The 15,968-nt window shown below is 59.8% G+C and carries 12 protein-coding genes; 7 read left to right on the plus strand and 5 right to left on the minus strand.

Annotation, left to right across the window (positions count from 1 at the left end):
* Positions 1–2: 2 nt before the first annotated feature.
* Together AC13QY_RS15460 and AC13QY_RS15465 are read right to left on the minus strand one after the other, a co-directional pair.
* On the minus strand, positions 3–833 hold the full coding sequence (locus AC13QY_RS15460; RefSeq protein ID WP_113355559.1) for a ferritin-like domain-containing protein: 831 nt from the start codon (positions 831–833) through the stop codon (positions 3–5).
* 4 nt (positions 834–837) lie between these two features.
* Positions 838–1,320 (minus strand): peroxiredoxin, encoded by a 483-nt coding sequence (locus tag AC13QY_RS15465; RefSeq protein WP_113355561.1) that lies wholly within the window; start codon positions 1,318–1,320, stop codon positions 838–840.
* A gap of 128 nt (positions 1,321–1,448) precedes the next feature.
* Here AC13QY_RS15465 and AC13QY_RS15470 point away from each other — a divergent pair, with 128 nt between their 5' ends.
* Entirely contained in the window at positions 1,449–4,868 is a 3,420-nt protein-coding gene (locus tag AC13QY_RS15470) for a YhdP family protein (RefSeq protein WP_113355564.1), read from the plus strand.
* Between the two features lie 49 nt (positions 4,869–4,917).
* Here the strand turns inward: AC13QY_RS15470 and AC13QY_RS15475 are convergent, their stop codons facing one another.
* Positions 4,918–5,244, minus strand: coding sequence for a hypothetical protein (locus AC13QY_RS15475; protein ID WP_113332561.1), 327 nt, complete (start codon positions 5,242–5,244; stop codon positions 4,918–4,920).
* Positions 5,245–5,418: 174 nt separating this feature from the next.
* A complete protein-coding gene (gene tyrS / locus AC13QY_RS15480) occupies positions 5,419–6,675 on the minus strand; it encodes a tyrosine--tRNA ligase (RefSeq protein WP_113355567.1) in 1,257 nt (418 codons plus the stop codon).
* Positions 6,676–6,959: 284 nt separating this feature from the next.
* On the opposite strand from tyrS, the gene AC13QY_RS15485 reads away from it, so the two are divergent.
* A complete protein-coding gene (locus AC13QY_RS15485; RefSeq protein ID WP_113355569.1) occupies positions 6,960–9,434 on the plus strand; it encodes a caspase family protein in 2,475 nt (824 codons plus the stop codon).
* Between the two features lie 179 nt (positions 9,435–9,613).
* Positions 9,614–10,132 (plus strand): GNAT family N-acetyltransferase, encoded by a 519-nt coding sequence (locus AC13QY_RS15490; RefSeq protein WP_113332558.1) that lies wholly within the window; start codon positions 9,614–9,616, stop codon positions 10,130–10,132.
* A gap of 11 nt (positions 10,133–10,143) precedes the next feature.
* Here the strand turns inward: AC13QY_RS15490 and AC13QY_RS15495 are convergent, their stop codons facing one another.
* The gene (locus AC13QY_RS15495) at positions 10,144–10,821 is read right to left on the minus strand and encodes an alpha/beta hydrolase (protein ID WP_004108794.1); all 678 of its coding nucleotides are present in this window, start codon (positions 10,819–10,821) and stop codon (positions 10,144–10,146) included.
* Positions 10,822–11,054: 233 nt separating this feature from the next.
* On the opposite strand from AC13QY_RS15495, the gene AC13QY_RS15500 reads away from it, so the two are divergent.
* The 4 genes from AC13QY_RS15500 (at position 11,055) to sufD (ending at position 15,961) form a co-directional block, all read left to right on the plus strand.
* On the plus strand, positions 11,055–12,221 hold the full coding sequence (locus AC13QY_RS15500) for a cysteine desulfurase family protein (protein ID WP_113355571.1): 1,167 nt from the start codon (positions 11,055–11,057) through the stop codon (positions 12,219–12,221).
* A 146-nt stretch (positions 12,222–12,367) separates the two neighbouring features.
* Positions 12,368–13,837, plus strand: a complete 1,470-nt coding sequence (sufB, locus tag AC13QY_RS15505) for a Fe-S cluster assembly protein SufB (RefSeq protein ID WP_069612982.1) — start codon at positions 12,368–12,370, stop codon at positions 13,835–13,837.
* Positions 13,838–13,908: 71 nt separating this feature from the next.
* Positions 13,909–14,664 (plus strand): Fe-S cluster assembly ATPase SufC, encoded by a 756-nt coding sequence (sufC, locus tag AC13QY_RS15510; protein ID WP_092716448.1) that lies wholly within the window; start codon positions 13,909–13,911, stop codon positions 14,662–14,664.
* Between the two features lie 22 nt (positions 14,665–14,686).
* Positions 14,687–15,961 (plus strand): Fe-S cluster assembly protein SufD, encoded by a 1,275-nt coding sequence (gene sufD / locus AC13QY_RS15515; protein ID WP_113355573.1) that lies wholly within the window; start codon positions 14,687–14,689, stop codon positions 15,959–15,961.
* Positions 15,962–15,968: the final 7 nt, after the last annotated feature.

The raw sequence follows: 15,968 nt of genomic DNA on the forward strand, positions 1-15,968 counted from the left end.
TATCAAGCATTGCTTGTAGATGTCAGTGAACGGTAGAAAGAGGGTGTCAGTCCGGCTTCCGCCCGGGCGATATCGTTGAACGGTGCCTTCAGCGAGCCCCGAAAATTAGCGCGCACCAGCTCCTGGAAGGTTCGGGCCGGATCGCGCTTTTCCCGCGCGCACAGGAAGCGAAACCATTTCGCACCGACGGCAACATGGCCCTTCTCGTCATTATAGATGACGTCGAGTATGGCGGCGCTTTCGAGATCGCCGGTTTCGCGCATCTTTGCCTGAAGGGCCGGCGTCACGTCCAAACCTCTCGCTTCGAGGATCAGAGGCACGACTGCCAGGCGCGCGGTCAGATCGGTGCGGGTCGCATGGGCCGCCTGCCACAGCCCGTCATGGGCCGGCAGATCGCCATACTCGGCACCCAACTCGCGCAGGCGCGCCCGCACCATGCGAAAATGCTTGGCTTCCTCGAAGGCAACCTGCATCCAGCCATCAAAGAAGGAATTGGGGACCGGTCCCGTCGCAAAACGCGCGACAATGTCCAATGCGAGATCGACGGCATTCAGCTCAATATGGGCGATGGCATGCAGGAGCGCGATGCGGCCTTTCAGCGTATGCAGCGAGCGCTTCTCCATGTTTTTCGGTGGCACAAGCTCCGGCTTTTCGGGCCGACCGGGCCGATCGGCGAGCGGCGGGTCGAGCGGCGAACGCAGCGACAGGGTGCGGGCAAACCAACGTGTCGCCGATTCCTGGGCGAGCTCGGTCTTTATATCGAGATCGGCCGAACGGATGGCGGCGATGGCGCCGCCGCGCAGCGACGTGATGGTTTCGGGACTGCCGGACATGCCTTCAAAGTTCCTTGGCCGCAGCCAGAACGGCTTCGGCGTGTCCGGCGACCTTGACCTTGTCCCATATTGCAGCGATGCGCCCATCGGCGCCGATCAGGAAGGTCGAGCGCACCACACCCATATAGGTGCGGCCATACATGCTTTTTTCGCGCCAGACGCCATAGGCCATCGCCATGGTCTTTTCCTCGTCGGAGGCGAGCGGCACGGAAAGCGCATGCTTCTTGACGAATTTATCATGGCTTTTCACAGTATCGGGAGAGACGCCTAGGAGGGCAACGCCGAGCTTTGCGAAATCGGCTGACAGTGCCGTGAAGGTAATCGATTCCGTCGTGCAGGCGGTGGTGTCATCCTTGGGATAGAAATAGATCACCAACGGCTTGCCGGCAAAATCGGCAAGGTGAACGCGATCGCCGCCATCGCGCGGAAGATCGAAATCCGGCGCCTTGTCACCGATGTTCAGTTGAATCGGAAAAACTTCCGCCACGGGAAAACCTTTCTTTTGCCGGTTTTTTAGATGACACTTGAGGTAAGGCATATATACTGCTCGCGTGTGCCGTCCAATGGGACGCAGCGTCACCAACAAAATTGTATAAGTGAAAGGCACGCGCAGGAGTGATCCGAGGCGAAAAGGTAACATTCCGCAAAAAGGATCTCGTGTCGCTCGACCATCTGCCGTCCGCTCAGGTCGAAGATCCGTTGATCGTGCACGTGCCGGAGCGCCGTCGACGCAGGCGATCGCATGTTTGGCATGTCTGCCGCATAACGCTGGTTTTCTTTGCGTTTCTCGCCATTATTCTCGGTGCCGTCATCGCGACCATCGAAGGCGGTATCTTCGATGCGCCGCTGTCACAGAAAGCGCAGACGGCTCTCGATCAGGCCATCGGCCCGCGTTACAAGGCAGAGGTCGGCGCGACCGTGATCCGATTTACCTCCGACCTGCGCCTGGCACTGGAGGCACGCGACGTCAATGTCGTCGATCAGGAGAGCGGCAAGCATCTGTCGACGATGTCAGCCGTCAATATGGAGCTGGACCCCTTGGCCCTCATCGAGGGCAGGGTGGAAGTGGCAAGTGTAGCGGCAGAGGGGATCGCGCTCGATACCTCACTGCTGCCGCAAGGCGACCCGGTGGATTTGACCGCCTTGCGCGTCGATGCTTTACCCAAGGCCTTGAATGCGGCCTTCGACAATCTCGATTTTCTCGAACACTTCGTCCAGCGCGGCGGCACGAATTCCGTGCGCATTTCCGGCTTCTCGATGAAGCTGGCGCGACAGGAGGGGGATCCGATCTCCCTCGTCGTCGACAACCTCACATTTGAGCGGGCGGCACCGAATTCTTTGCATTTATATGGCCAAGTCGCGCTCAACGGGTCCGTGGCGCTTCTGGATGTGAGGGCGGATCAAAACGAGACCGGTCACAGCTCGTCGCTGACGGCGAGGATATCGAATCTCGATCTCAAGCCACTCACGATGACCTATGACCCGAACGGGACGCCGCGACAGGGTCTGATGACCTTCGGAGACATCACGCTTTCGGCGGTCAAGGGCGAGGCAGGCATCGATCCGAAGCTGAGCGCCACCATCAATGTCCAGCCCGGCGTCCTCTATATGGACCATGATATGCAGGAGTTGACGCAGGCCAATATCAACCTCGCCTACAACTTCGATCACCAGACTTTGGAGATTGCGCCGTCAAAAGCGCAGTTCCTCCGGACGATCGCGCCCTTTTCCGGCGCGGTCATCGATCTCGATCGTGTCGACGCCAGTGCAGGCAAGGGTTTCGGCATCGATTTCGTGATCAAGGACGGTGTTGCCGCTTCGTCTCTCTCGGGGGAAAAGCCTGTCAGCTTCGATGGCCGCGCCACAGGGCGGTTTTTTTCCGCAACGAAGGAATTCCAGTTCGACAATCTCGGCATATCGACGCCGCAAGGCGCCCTTTTCGGCTCTCTGCATATGAAACTCGGCGACAGCTCGCCGGAAATCAGTTTCGGCGGCCGGGCGGACAAACTCGACACAACTGTTGTCAAGCAGCTTTGGCCTTTCTGGATGGCTTCGAAACCCCGGGTCTGGGTCGAGGGCAATCTTTTCGGTGGCTCGGTGACCAATGCTGCCATATCGGTCTTCATTCCGGCCGGACGACTGCGAGAGGCATCGCAGACCGGCAAGCTGCAGCTTGGCAAAAACGAGCTGCATATCGCCTTCGACATAGATGGCGCACGGATGAACGTTCCCGGCGAAATTCCGCCGTTGCGCGATACCAAGGCCCATTTCGATCTGACCGGTCCGAATATGGTCGTCGATATCGCCACGGCCACCTCCTATTTTCCAACGGGGCGTACGATCACGCTGAGTGACAGCAGCTTCTCGATCCCGGCGACCTACGACAAGCCGCTGATGGCCGATCTTGATTTGACGATTTCAGGCTCCGGCGATGCGATCGGCGAACTTCTGACCTACAAACCTCTGGAGGTGCTGCAGCGGACCGAGTTCAAGCCGGAGGATTTCAACGGCAAGATCGTCGCCAAGGTCGATGCCAGGATAGGGCTCATCAAGGATCAGCAGCCGCCCCCGCCGGAGTGGCAGGCGAAGCTCAATCTCGACAATGTCGACCTGCTGAAGCCGATGAACAATCGCAAGATCGACAATCTGACCGGCGTGATCTCGGCCGATCCGCAATCCGTGCATCTGCAAGCCCAGGCCCAGATCGACAGTATTCCGGCCCAGATCGACATGGTGGAGCCGACCGACAGCAAATCGCCGGTCAAGCGCGCCCGCGTGATCACAGCAACGCTGACCGATGCGCAGCGCAACACCGTTCTACCCGGACTTCGGGATATAATTGATGGGCCCGTCAAAGTGGAGTTGACGCGCATCGACGACGACCGCCAGGGTGTCAAGGTCGATCTCGGCAAAGCGGCTCTGACCGTGCCGTGGGTGGGCTGGTCGAAGGGCAGCGGCATTGCGGCGACCGCGCAGTTCGAGGCTTCCGGTCCGGACAGCCAGACGACGCTCAAGAATTTCACGCTCAAGGGCGATGGGTTCGGCGCCAGCGGCGATCTTCTGATCAGCAAGGGGAGCCTTACCTCGGCAAGCTTCGACAGCGTGAAGCTCTCGGCGCTCGATGATTTTGCCCTCTCGCTGAAGCGGGGCAAGGGTGGCGGCTACGACGTGGCGATATCGGGCAGTTCCGCCGACATACGTCCGATCCTCGCGCGCCTGAAGGCGTCCACATCGGGCGGCCAGCAGAGTTCGGACGGAGACGCTTCGGCGAGCGCGACCGTTCGTGCCAATCTCGACAAGGTCATCGGCTTCAACGATGAGACCATCGGCAATGTCAAGGGCGTCTATTCGATCGCCGGCGGCAAGACGACGGCTGCGGACTTTTCCGGTGTGACCCGTAGCGGCGAAGCGCTCGTTACCCAGATGAGCAAAGGCGCCAACGGCGTCATCCGTATCACGAGCGGCGATGCCGGTGCCGTTGCGCGTTTCACCGATCTCTACAGGCATCTGCAAGGTGGATTGCTCAATCTGTCGCTGCGCTCGATCGGGCAGGATGATTGGGACGGTTCGCTCGACATCCGCAACTTCTCCATCATCGACGACAAGAAACTCTCGACCATCGTATCGACGCCGAGCGGAAAGAACGGCAAGAGCCTGAATTCGGCCGTGAAGCAGAATATCGATACGCGTTCGCAGAATTTCGAGCGCGGCTTTGCGCGGCTGGTGATGCGCGATGGGGTGCTCTCCGTCGAAAATGGCGTGGTGCGGGGCGTACAGGTCGGAGCGACGTTCCAGGGCGTGCTGAAGGACGCCGATGGCAAGATGGACATGACGGGGACCTTCATGCCCGCCTATGGCCTGAACCGGCTGTTCGCGGAAGTTCCGATCGTCGGCTTCATCCTGGGCAATGGCAGCGATCGCGGCCTGATCGGCATTACCTTCAGATTGACCGGTACGATCGAGAAATCGAACCTGCAGATCAATCCTCTCTCGATCATCGCGCCAGGTGTTTTCAGGCAGATATTTGAGTATTGAAGCGGCGCGAAGCTTAGGCTCCGCCTTTCGATAGCAGAGGCAGCGCAGATTATTTCTCTTCCGCCAGTCGCTCTCGTATGCGTTCCGGCCCGCCGTTCATGCGCCGTGCGAATGGTCGATCGGGGTCCACGATGCGCCAAAACGGAGCCGTGCCGTTTTGACTGATCTGCACCAAATGTCGCTGAACGGTGACAGGGCAGCAGGCGTCGGCACCATATTGCCTGGCAAGCGCCTGTCTTACTCCCGCAATATCGGACAACCGACCCGGTGGCGCTGCCCAGAGGGCGCGGGCGAGCATCTGCTCGCTGGGAATCAACATGCTTTGCGTAAGGTTTCGGCCTTTGCGCCTCGTTTTGATCACCGGCAATTCATCCATAAGTCACCTCCGAGCATGCGATCTGGACTGAGGACGAATAGGCGGGCCGTAATCCGACATCGGGATGAAAAAATCATCCGGCCAGCGGTGATAATGTTCTGCATCTGCACCGGCACAAATGATAAAGCCGGCGCGAGGGCGCCGGCTCTCTTTGTTCTCTTTCTATTCAGACGCTCAAGCGGCCGGACGGATCAGGATGTGCTTCTTCTTGCCGAGAGAGAGCTTGATGACACCATCGGCTGTGACTTCGCCGGTACCAATCACCTTGCGCTCGTCGCTGATAGCCTGATCGTTGATGCGTACTGCGCCGCCCTGAACATGGCGGCGAGCTTCGCCATTCGAACCGGCAAGACCGGCGCGCACGATCAGAGCCAGCAGGCCGATGCCAGCTTCGAGTTCGGAGGAGGGAACATCGATCGACGGAAGGTTTTCGGACAGGCCACCTTCCTCGAAGGTCTTGCGTGCCGTTTCGGCTGCCTGTTCGGCTGCCGCGCGGCCGTGAAGGATCGCCGTGACTTCGGTCGCGAGGATCTTCTTGACTTCGTTGATCTCTGAACCGGCAAGCGCGGAGAGGCGAGCGATTTCATCCATCGGTAGCGTCGTGTATAGCTTCAGGAAGCGGGAAACGTCTGCATCCTCGGTATTGCGCCAGTACTGCCAGAAATCATAGGCCGACAGCAGGTCAGCGTTCAGCCAGACTGCGCCGGTAGCAGACTTGCCCATCTTGGCGCCGGACGCCGTGGTCAGCAGCGGTGAGGTCAAGGCAAAGAGCTGCTTGGTCCCCATGCGGTGACCGAGATCGATGCCGTTGACGATATTGCCCCACTGATCCGAGCCGCCCATCTGCAGGCGGCAATCATAACGCTTGGCCAGTTCGACGAAGTCGTAGGCTTGCAGGATCATGTAGTTGAATTCGAGGAACGACAGCGACTGTTCGCGGTCAAGTCTCGTCTTCACGCTATCGAAGGACAGCATGCGGTTGACCGAGAAATGGCGACCGACATCGCGCAGGAATTCCAGATAATTCAGCGAGCGCAGCCACTCGGCGTTGTTGATCATCAACGCGTCCTTCGGGCCTTCACCATAGGTGAGGTAGTTCGAGAAGCAGCGCTTGATCGAAGCGATATTGTCCTCGATCATGTCGATGGTCATCAATTTGCGGGCTTCCTCCTTAAAGGAGGGATCGCCGACCATGCCGGTGCCGCCGCCCATCAGCGAAATGGGCCGATGGCCGGTCGCCTGCATCCAGTACAGCATCATGATCTGGATCAACGAGCCCGCATGCAGGCTCGATGCCGTCGGATCGAAGCCGATATAGGCCGTCACGGTTTCCTTGGCGAAGAGGTCGTCGAGGCCGGCTTCATCGGAAATCTGATGAATGAAGCCGCGCTCTTGCAGGGTTCGCAGGAAATCGGATTTGAACTCAGCCATGATCTTGGTCTCTCGATGCCGCAACTCTGGAAGGCGCGGCGAAGTCGCTATTGTTTGATGTCGCGGGGCGCGTTTATCACCGATTTACCGGCGCGTCACCATTTTGGTGGGGAGGACGACAAGTTTCGGCGCCAGCGGGATGTGTAAACGAGCGTTTCCGAACGTCAATAGATCGTAACATCGCCGCGAAGCCGCCGGGAATAAGTCGCGCATTCGCCCGAATCAAATCCTAATGATTTCCTGTTGATCCCGTACGCACCTCATGTTTCGTGAAAGAAACCGGTATGTCGCCTCTGCTTTCGAAGATGGGATTGTCATCCAAAAAGACGATCTGGGCTTTTTTTGCCATGATGTTGGTTTTGGCCGGTATCGCTGCTGCGAATCCGGCCGAAGCTCAAGGTTCCCCTGAAAAGAGAATAGCGCTTGTCGTGGGTAACGCCGCCTACACGGTGGGTGCGCTTCCGACGCCGGCCAACGATGCCGGCCTGATCGCGCAGACGCTGCAGGCTGCGGGCTTCGATGTGATCGGCGCGCGCGACCTCGACCAGAACGGGTTGCGCGACGCGATGCGCGACTTTCTGACGAAAGCCAACGCGTCAGGTCCTAATACCGTCGTCTTCGTCTATCTGGCGGGCTATGGTGTGCAATATCAGGGCGACAATTATTTCGTGCCTGTCGATGCACAGATCGCCAATGCCACGGATGTCCCCGTCCAGGCAGTCCGCGTGAGCGACTTCACCAAATCGCTGTCCGCCATTAACAATCGTGGCAGCATCGTCGTGCTGGATGCGGCGAGGGCCAATCCGTTCGTGCAGTCCAATCAGCCGCTGGCCGGCGGTCTGGCGCTGGTCGATCCCGACGTCAACCAGCTGATTGCCTTCAATGCGGCGCCTGGCACGGTCGCACCGCAGGAGGCCGGTCCGTATGGTTCCTATGCGCATGCGCTGGCGGAGATGATCCGTGTTGGCGGCCTTTCGCTTGATGACGTCTTCGATCGCACACGGTTGCGGGTCGGCGACTTGACCAAGGGTGCCGAAATTTCCTGGGACGCCTCCAGGTTCAAGAACGCCTTTACCTTCTTCGATCGCGGTCCGAATGCACCGGCTGCTGCAGTGTCGAGCACCGAGGATGTGGCAAACCGGACGAAGCCCATTCGCGATTTCGACGAGCGTGATGCCTATTTCGCCGCGCTCGATCGCGACACGCTGCAGGGCTATGAGGATTTTCTGGCCGCCTATCCGAACGACTCCATGGCAAGGCGTGTCCGCGCCATTGTCGCCGCCCGCCGCGAGGCTATCACCTGGCGCGAGACCTGGATTGCCGATACGCCTGAGGCCTATTGGTCTTATCTGAGGCGTTATCCGCGCGGTCCCCATGTGTGGGATGCCCGCCGCCGTCTCGAGCATTTCGAGGCAGCACTCGAGCCGCCGCCATCCTTCACCGTCATCGAGTATGATGTTCCGCCACCGCCACCGCCGGAAGTGGTCTATGTCGACCGTCCCGTGCTTTATTTTGATGATGCCGATTTCGGTTATGCCCCGCCGCCGCCCGTCGTTTTCCTTGCGCCACCGCCGCCGGATTTCGTCGTGCTGCCGCCGCCTCAGCCCGCGGTCGATCTCTACGTGTTGCCGGCGCCGGCCTTCGTTCCGGTCCCTCAATGGGTCGAGCAGCCACGCGATATCGCACCGCCGGAAAACAACATCATCTTCAACAACATCCACAATACGGTCGTGAACAATACGACGGTCATCAACAACAATACCACCGTTAACGAGAATGGCGCTGCATCTGCCAACCCTGGGCTGACGACGGGCCAGAAACTCGCCGGTGCGGCCGTCATCGCGGGAGCAGGGGCTGCAGCACTGCATGTTGCCTTGCCGCCATCGGTACAGAAGAAGGCGGCAGTTCTGCAAAAGCAGAATCCTGCCGCGGCTGCCAAGACGGTGCCTGGAGCCGCTCCGGCGGTCACGCCTTCAGCCCAGCCACAAGGCGGAAATGCTGCTGCCCATGTGCTTCCCGGCGCCAATGGCCAGCCCCTGCCGGCTGGTGGCAAGCTGCCTGTCAATCCGGGAGCCGCTCAGACGAAGCCGGGGCAATCGCCACAAGCTACGCCGAATGCGGTGCATAATCCGGCTGTTGCGACTCAACCTACCCAGCAAGGCACAAATGCCAATGCGCACGCGCTTCCCGGCGCGAATGGTCAGCCTTTGCCAGCCACGGGCAAGCCAGCCAACCCTGGCGCGGCTCAGACGAAACAGGCTCAACAGCCTCAGACCACGCCGAACGCCAAAGCCCATGCGCTTCCCGGCGCGAAGGGACAACCGCTGCCGGCGGTTGGCAATGCACCTACCGTGAAGGGGCAAAACCAGATTGCCAAGACCCCGGCACCCCAAGCAGCGCCGAGCGGCAAACCAAATCCGGTTGCCGCTGCACCGAAGCCCAATGCGCATGCCCCAGCAGCGCCGGCCGTCGCCGCCAGAACGCCGGCGAAGCCCAAGGCGGTCCCCAGCAACCAAGCTCGGGTCAACAGTCAGCCTCATGTCGCTGCCGCCCCGCCCCGGCAAGCCAATCCGGCTCCTGCACAGCCCAAACCCGCGCCCCATGTAGTGGCACAGGCACCCAAGCCACAGGCTCAACCGAAGCCGCAACCGCAGCCGAAGGTCGTGCAGCAGCAGGTGAAGAGACCACCTCCGCCTCCGCCGCAGAATCCTCCGGAAAAGAAGAAGTGCGGCGCACCCGGCCTGCCGGCATGTCACTGACCGATAATACCAAGCGGTAATCTGGAGGCCCGCTTCGGCAGGCCTTCGCATTCAATATCGTCGCTTGACCGGCTTGTTGAAATCAGGCCGAGCGGTTAGCACTGAGCCGCCGGTTGTCAATCGGCGCTGGCATGCACGTTACGGCAGGCTGCAGATCCATCACGAAAACAGGCAGGCAGATGAGTGACACCATCATACTCGAAACCCCGCGCCTCGTTCTGACGATGTGGGACAAGGGTGATGCCGAAGTGATTCGGCAGCTGCATTCGACGATCGAGACCACCCGCTATCTTTCCGGTGCGGCACCTTGGACGCTGGAGAAGGCAGAGGAACGGCTGAAAAGCTGGTTCGATGAACAAGCGCGAGATGGCACGACCAAATACAAGATGCTGCGGCGTGAAGACGGCCGCTTTATCGGCCGCGCCGGCTTCTCACGTTTTTATCGGGAAAGCGGTAGGGGCGAGTTCGAGCTCGGCTATTCCATTCAGAAGGATGCCTGGGGCAACGGCTATGCGACGGAAATTGCCGGCGCATTGGCGCAATGGTTCTTCAAGCGTGGTTTTGCCCGGCAATTCATCGCTTTCACGCATCCGCAGAACGTCGCATCGCAGCGTGTTTTGCGGAAGATCGGCATGCAGGAGCACCCGTCGATGACGATCGACGGGATCGCTTGCCCGACGTTCAGAATGGCTCGATAAGGGCCGCGTCTTTATCGGATACGCTTGGCGGCCGGTTCCGGCACTAGTTCGCCATTCAGGCGACGGTCGAGATAGTCCTCGCATTCGCCGAGCAGCGTTTCGACCTGGCCGTTGAAGAAGTGGTTGGCGCCCGGCACGACCTTGTGCGTGATCAGGATGCCCTTCTGTGTCTTCAGCTTCTCGACGAGGCCGTTGACGTCCTTTTCCGGGGCAACCTTGTCCGCATCGCCGTTGATGATCAGGCCGGACGACGGGCAGGGTGCGAGGAAGGAGAAATCGTAGATATTCGGCTGCGGCGCGATCGACATGAAACCTTCTATCTCGGGGCGACGCATCAGCAACTGCATGCCGATCCACGCACCGAATGAGTAACCGGCAACCCAACAGCTCTTCGAATCGGGATGGAGGCTCTGTACCCAGTCGAGTGCAGAGGCAGCATCGGAAAGCTCGCCGGCGCCGTGGTCAAATTCGCCCTGGCTGCGGCCTATGCCGCGGAAATTGAAGCGGAGCGTGGTGAAGCCGCGCTTCTGGAACATATAGAAGAGCTGGTAGACCACCTGATTGTTCATCGTGCCGCCGAACTGCGGATGGGGATGAAGGATAATCGCGATCGGGGCGCTCTTTTCCTTGGAGGGCTGATAGCGGCCTTCAAGGCGACCAGCGGGGCCGTTGAAAATTACTTCGGGCATCGATACTCCGGCTCTTCTTTTTCTGCGTTCAAACCTTACGGTACGCAGCAAGTTGACTTGACGAATGCGCTCATCTTTTCTAGAACGCAGTTTAGAACAATTCGAAACTTGATGCGGTGGTCCGCGCGTTGTTTGCGCAACGGTTTGTGGAACGTGTCATAAGGCATGCCCGGCTGAAATTTCAAGGAAAATGAACCGGGCGCAGCAAAGCAAAGTCGCACAGGAAGAAGATTATGGCGGCAACACGCCTCTATCTCGACTGGAATGCTACCGCACCGCTCCATCCGGCGGCGCGCGATGCGATGTTGCGTGCGATGGATATTCAAGGCAACCCCAATTCCGTTCACGGTGAAGGTAGGGCAGCTCGTGCAGCTGTCGAGACTGCACGTCGCCAGGTTGCAAGATTGACCGGCGCCGAATCCGCCCATGTCGTTTTTACGAGCGGCGCCACCGAGGCGGCCAATATGGTGCTGACGCCGGAATTCCGCATGGGGCGCACGCCGCTTCTCGTCAGCCATCTTTATATATCGGCCGTCGAGCATCCAGCCGTGCGCGAAGGCGGACGATTTACCAGGGATAATGTCAGCGAAATACCGGTAACGTCGGACGGTACGGTCGATCTTTTCGCGCTGGAGGCCATGCTTGCTGCCCACGACAAGGCCAGCGGCTTGCCGATGGTTGCCATCATGATCGCGAATAACGAGACCGGGATTCTCCAGCCTGTCGGCGAAGCGGCCAAGCTCGTTCAGGCCGCGGGTGGTCTCTTCGTGGTGGATGCCGTTCAGGCAGCCGGCCGGGTGCCGCTCGATATCAATGCGATCGGCGCGGATTTCCTGATCGTCTCCTCGCACAAGATCGGCGGCCCCAAGGGTGCCGGCGCGCTCGTCTCTCGCGGCGAGGTGCTGATGCCGAAGCCGTTGATCCATGGCGGCGGACAGGAAAAGGGCCATCGCTCGGGTACGGAAAACACGCTTGCCATCATCGGCTTCGGTGCCGCTGCCGAGGCTGCTGCTGCAGACTTCGAGGTTCGCAATGCCGCGATCGGTTCCTTGCGCAACCGGCTGGAAGCGGGCATGGAACTGGCGGCACCCGATGTCATCATTCATGGCAAAGGCGGTGCGCGTGTTCCGAACACCAGCTTCTTCACACTGCCGGGACTGAAATCCGAAACCGGCCAGATCGCCTTCGACCTCGAAGGTGTAGCGATTTCTGCCGGGTCCGCTTGTTCGTCCGGCAAGGTCGGAGAGAGCCATGTGCTCGTGGCGATGGGATGCGATCCCAGGCTCGGCGCGCTCCGTATTTCGCTGGGTCCGACCACGACCGAAGCGGATATCGATCGCGCTATCGCCGCGTTTGCCCGCATCGCGGGAAGGCGGAAGCTGGCGGGTGCGGCGGCCTAACGGCCACAATTTTGCGGAAACCGAAATTTCCGCTTGTCAAGCGGGGTGAAAAGTCCCTTTTGGCCGACTACATAGAGGGCAGACATAAGTCTGCCGCAACGTTGACAAGCTGCCGGACCTTGGATCCGGCGAGATTGGAGAACGAAATGCCTGCAGTCCAGGAAACGGTCGATCAGGTTCGCCAGATCGACGTGGACCAGTATAAGTATGGTTTCGAGACCACGATCGAGGTGGAAAAGGCTCCCAAGGGTCTTTCCGAGGATATTATCCGCTTCATCTCCGCCAAGAAGCAAGAGCCGGATTGGATGCTCGAATGGCGCCTCGAGGCCTATCGCCGCTGGTTGACCCTTGAAGAGCCCACATGGGCCCGTGTCGACTACCCGAAGATCGACTTCAACGACATTCATTATTATGCCGCCCCGAAGAAATTCGCCGGTCCGAAGTCGCTCGATGATGTCGACCCGGAACTGTTGAAGACTTATGAGAAGCTCGGCATTCCGCTGCGCGAGCAGGAGATTCTTGCCGGCGTCGAGAAGTCGAAGATTGCCGTTGACGCGGTGTTCGATTCCGTCTCGGTCGTCACCACCTTCAAGGAAGAGCTGAAGAAGGCCGGCGTGATCTTCATGTCGATTTCGGAAGCTATCCGAGAGCATCCGGATCTGGTGCGCAAGTACCTTGGCTCCGTCGTGCCGACCTCGGACAATTTCTATGCGACGTTGAATTCCGCGGTCTTTACTGACGGCTCGTTCGTCTTCGTGCCGAAGGGCGTTCGTTGCCCGATGGAACTGTCGACCTACTTCCGCATCAACGAGAAGAACACCGGCCAGTTCGAGCGCACGCTGATCATCGCCGAAGAGGGAGCCTATGTCTCCTATCTCGAAGGCTGCACGGCGCCGCAGCGCGATGAAAACCAGCTGCACGCTGCCGTCGTCGAACTAGTTGCGCTCGATGACGCTGAAATCAAATATTCGACGGTGCAGAACTGGTATCCGGGCGACAAGCACGGCAAGGGCGGCATCTACAATTTCGTCACCAAGCGTGGAGATTGCCGCGGCCATCGCTCCAAGATCTCCTGGACGCAGGTCGAAACCGGCTCCGCGATCACCTGGAAATATCCGTCCTGCATCCTGCGCGGCGACGACAGCCGTGGCGAGTTCTATTCGATCGCGGTTTCGAACGGCCATCAGCAGGTCGACAGCGGCACCAAGATGATCCATCTCGGCAAGAACACGTCGAGCCGCATCATCTCGAAGGGTATTGCCGCCGGCGTCTCGCAGAATACCTATCGCGGCCAGGTTTCGGCGCATCGCCGCGCGACCAATGCCCGAAACTTCACGCAGTGCGACTCGCTGCTGATCGGCGACAAGTGCGGCGCGCACACTGTGCCCTACATCGAGGCGAAGAACTCGTCCGCGCAGTTCGAGCATGAAGCCACAACCTCGAAGATTTCCGAAGATCAGCTGTTCTACTGCCTGCAGCGTGGCATTCCCGAGGAAGCGGCGATCGCACTGATCGTCAACGGCTTCGTCAAGGAAGTGCTGCAGGAACTGCCGATGGAATTTGCCGTCGAAGCGCAGAAGCTGATCGGCATTTCGCTCGAGGGCAGCGTCGGCTGACGCACACGAAACAGAATTAGCTTTGGCGCGCCGCGCGCGCCGCACCTTCATTCCTGCGATAGGATACTCAAATGCTTGAAATCAAGAACCTGCACGCCCGTATCGCCGAAGACGGCACCGAGATCATCCGTGGCCTGAACCTGACCGTGAAGGCCGGTGAAGTCGCCGCCATCATGGGCCCGAACGGCTCCGGCAAGTCGACGCTTTCCTATATCCTCGCCGGTCGCGAGGACTATGAAGTCACCGAGGGTGACATCCTTTATAACGGCGAGAGCATTCTGGAGCTCGATGCCGCCGAGCGTGCCGCCAAGGGCATCTTCCTGGCGTTCCAGTATCCGGTCGAAATCCCCGGCGTTGCCACCATGCAGTTCCTCAAGGTTGCCCTGAACGAACAGCGCAAGGCACGCGGCGAAGACGAGCTGACGACGCCGGATTTCCTGCGCCGCGTTAAGGATGCTGCGGCCAAGCTGCAGATCAACATGGACATGCTGAAGCGCCCGCTGAACGTCGGCTTCTCCGGCGGTGAAAAGAAGCGTGCCGAAATCCTGCAGATGGCGCTCCTGGAGCCGCAGCTTTGCGTGCTTGACGAAACCGATTCCGGCCTCGACATCGATGCGCTGAAGATCGTCGCCGACGGCGTCAATGCACTGCGCTCTCCCGACCGCGCCGTGATCGTCATCACCCACTACCAGCGCCTGCTCGACTATATCGTTCCGGACACCGTTCACGTCCTCTACAAGGGCCAGGTGATCAAGTCCGGCGACAAGACGCTGGCGCATGAGCTGGAAGCCAACGGCTACGCCGACATCATCGGAGCTGCAGCCTGATCGAGGCGGAAAGGACACGTCGATGAACATTCAGACGACGAACCGCCTCACCGCCGCGGAGACGGCGCTGATCGAGGCGTATAACGACCAGATGGGCGATCTGCCTGGCGACGGCGAAGTTTTCGCCGTTCGCGATCGCCTTCTGGACGAGCTGAAGACCGCCGGTCTGCCGACGCGCAGGATCGAGGCATGGCATTATACCGATTTCAAGAACCTGCTGCGCCTGGTTCCGAGCGATATCGGCAAGGGCCTAGTCGAGGCGCTGCCGCCGACGGTCGAAGGATCGCCTGTCATTGCCGTCCTTCAGGGAAAGGCAAGCGAGAAGGCCTCGGTCAAGAGCCTGACGGTCGGCCGCTATGCTGACAGCCTGATCAACGGCACGGCTGCTGCCGGGCTCGAAGCGCTCGGCAAGGATGACGCCATCGGGCGTATCAATGCGAGCTTCGTGCGCGATGGCTATGTCATCGATTTCCCCGATGGCACAGAACTCGATGCGCCGCTCGAAGTGCAGTTCATCCATGCTGGCGGCCAGATCCACAGCCGTCTGCCGGTTACTTTCGGCGCTGACGTCAAGGCGACCTTTATCGAGCGTCATCAGGCGGTCGAAGGCGCTGCCGCGCTGGTTTCCTCGGTCAGCGAAGTCAAGATCGGCAAGGGATCTGAGATCACTTGGATCATCCTGCAGGAGCAGGGCAGTGAAGACACCCATCTTGGCCAACTCCGCATCGAACTCGGAGAAGATGCCAAGCTGAAGCTGTTTGTCATCAACGCTGGCGGCAAGCTGGTGCGTCAGGAACTGTATATCAAGGTCGTGGGCGAGGGCGCGGATTTGACGCTGCGCGGCATCAGCCTGCTCGGCGGCGATACGCATACCGATGTGACGATGGTGCTTGGCCATGACGTTCCGAACACAGGTTCCACGGAAGTTATCCGCAACGTCGTGTTCGACCGCGCTCGTGGCGTCTTCCAGGGTATGATCCGGGTCGCACCGGATGCGCAGAAGACCGACGCCAAGATGGCCTGCAACACGCTGCTGATGTCCGACGATGCCGAGTTCTCGGTGAAGCCGGAGCTTGAAATCTTCGCCGATGACGTACAGTGCGGCCATGGTGCCACTGTTGCCGATATCGACGGCAACCATCTCTATTACCTGATGGCGCGCGGCATCCCCGAGAAGAAGGCACGGGCCATGCTGGTCAACGCCTTCGTGGCCGAGATCGTCGAAGAACTGGAAGACGAAGCCCTGGTCGAGGCGCTGGAAGGCGTTATCTCCGGCTGGCTGGAAAAGCACGCCTGATTGGAGG

It is taken from the genome of Martinezella sp. CNPSo 3795, from assembly GCF_057784475.1.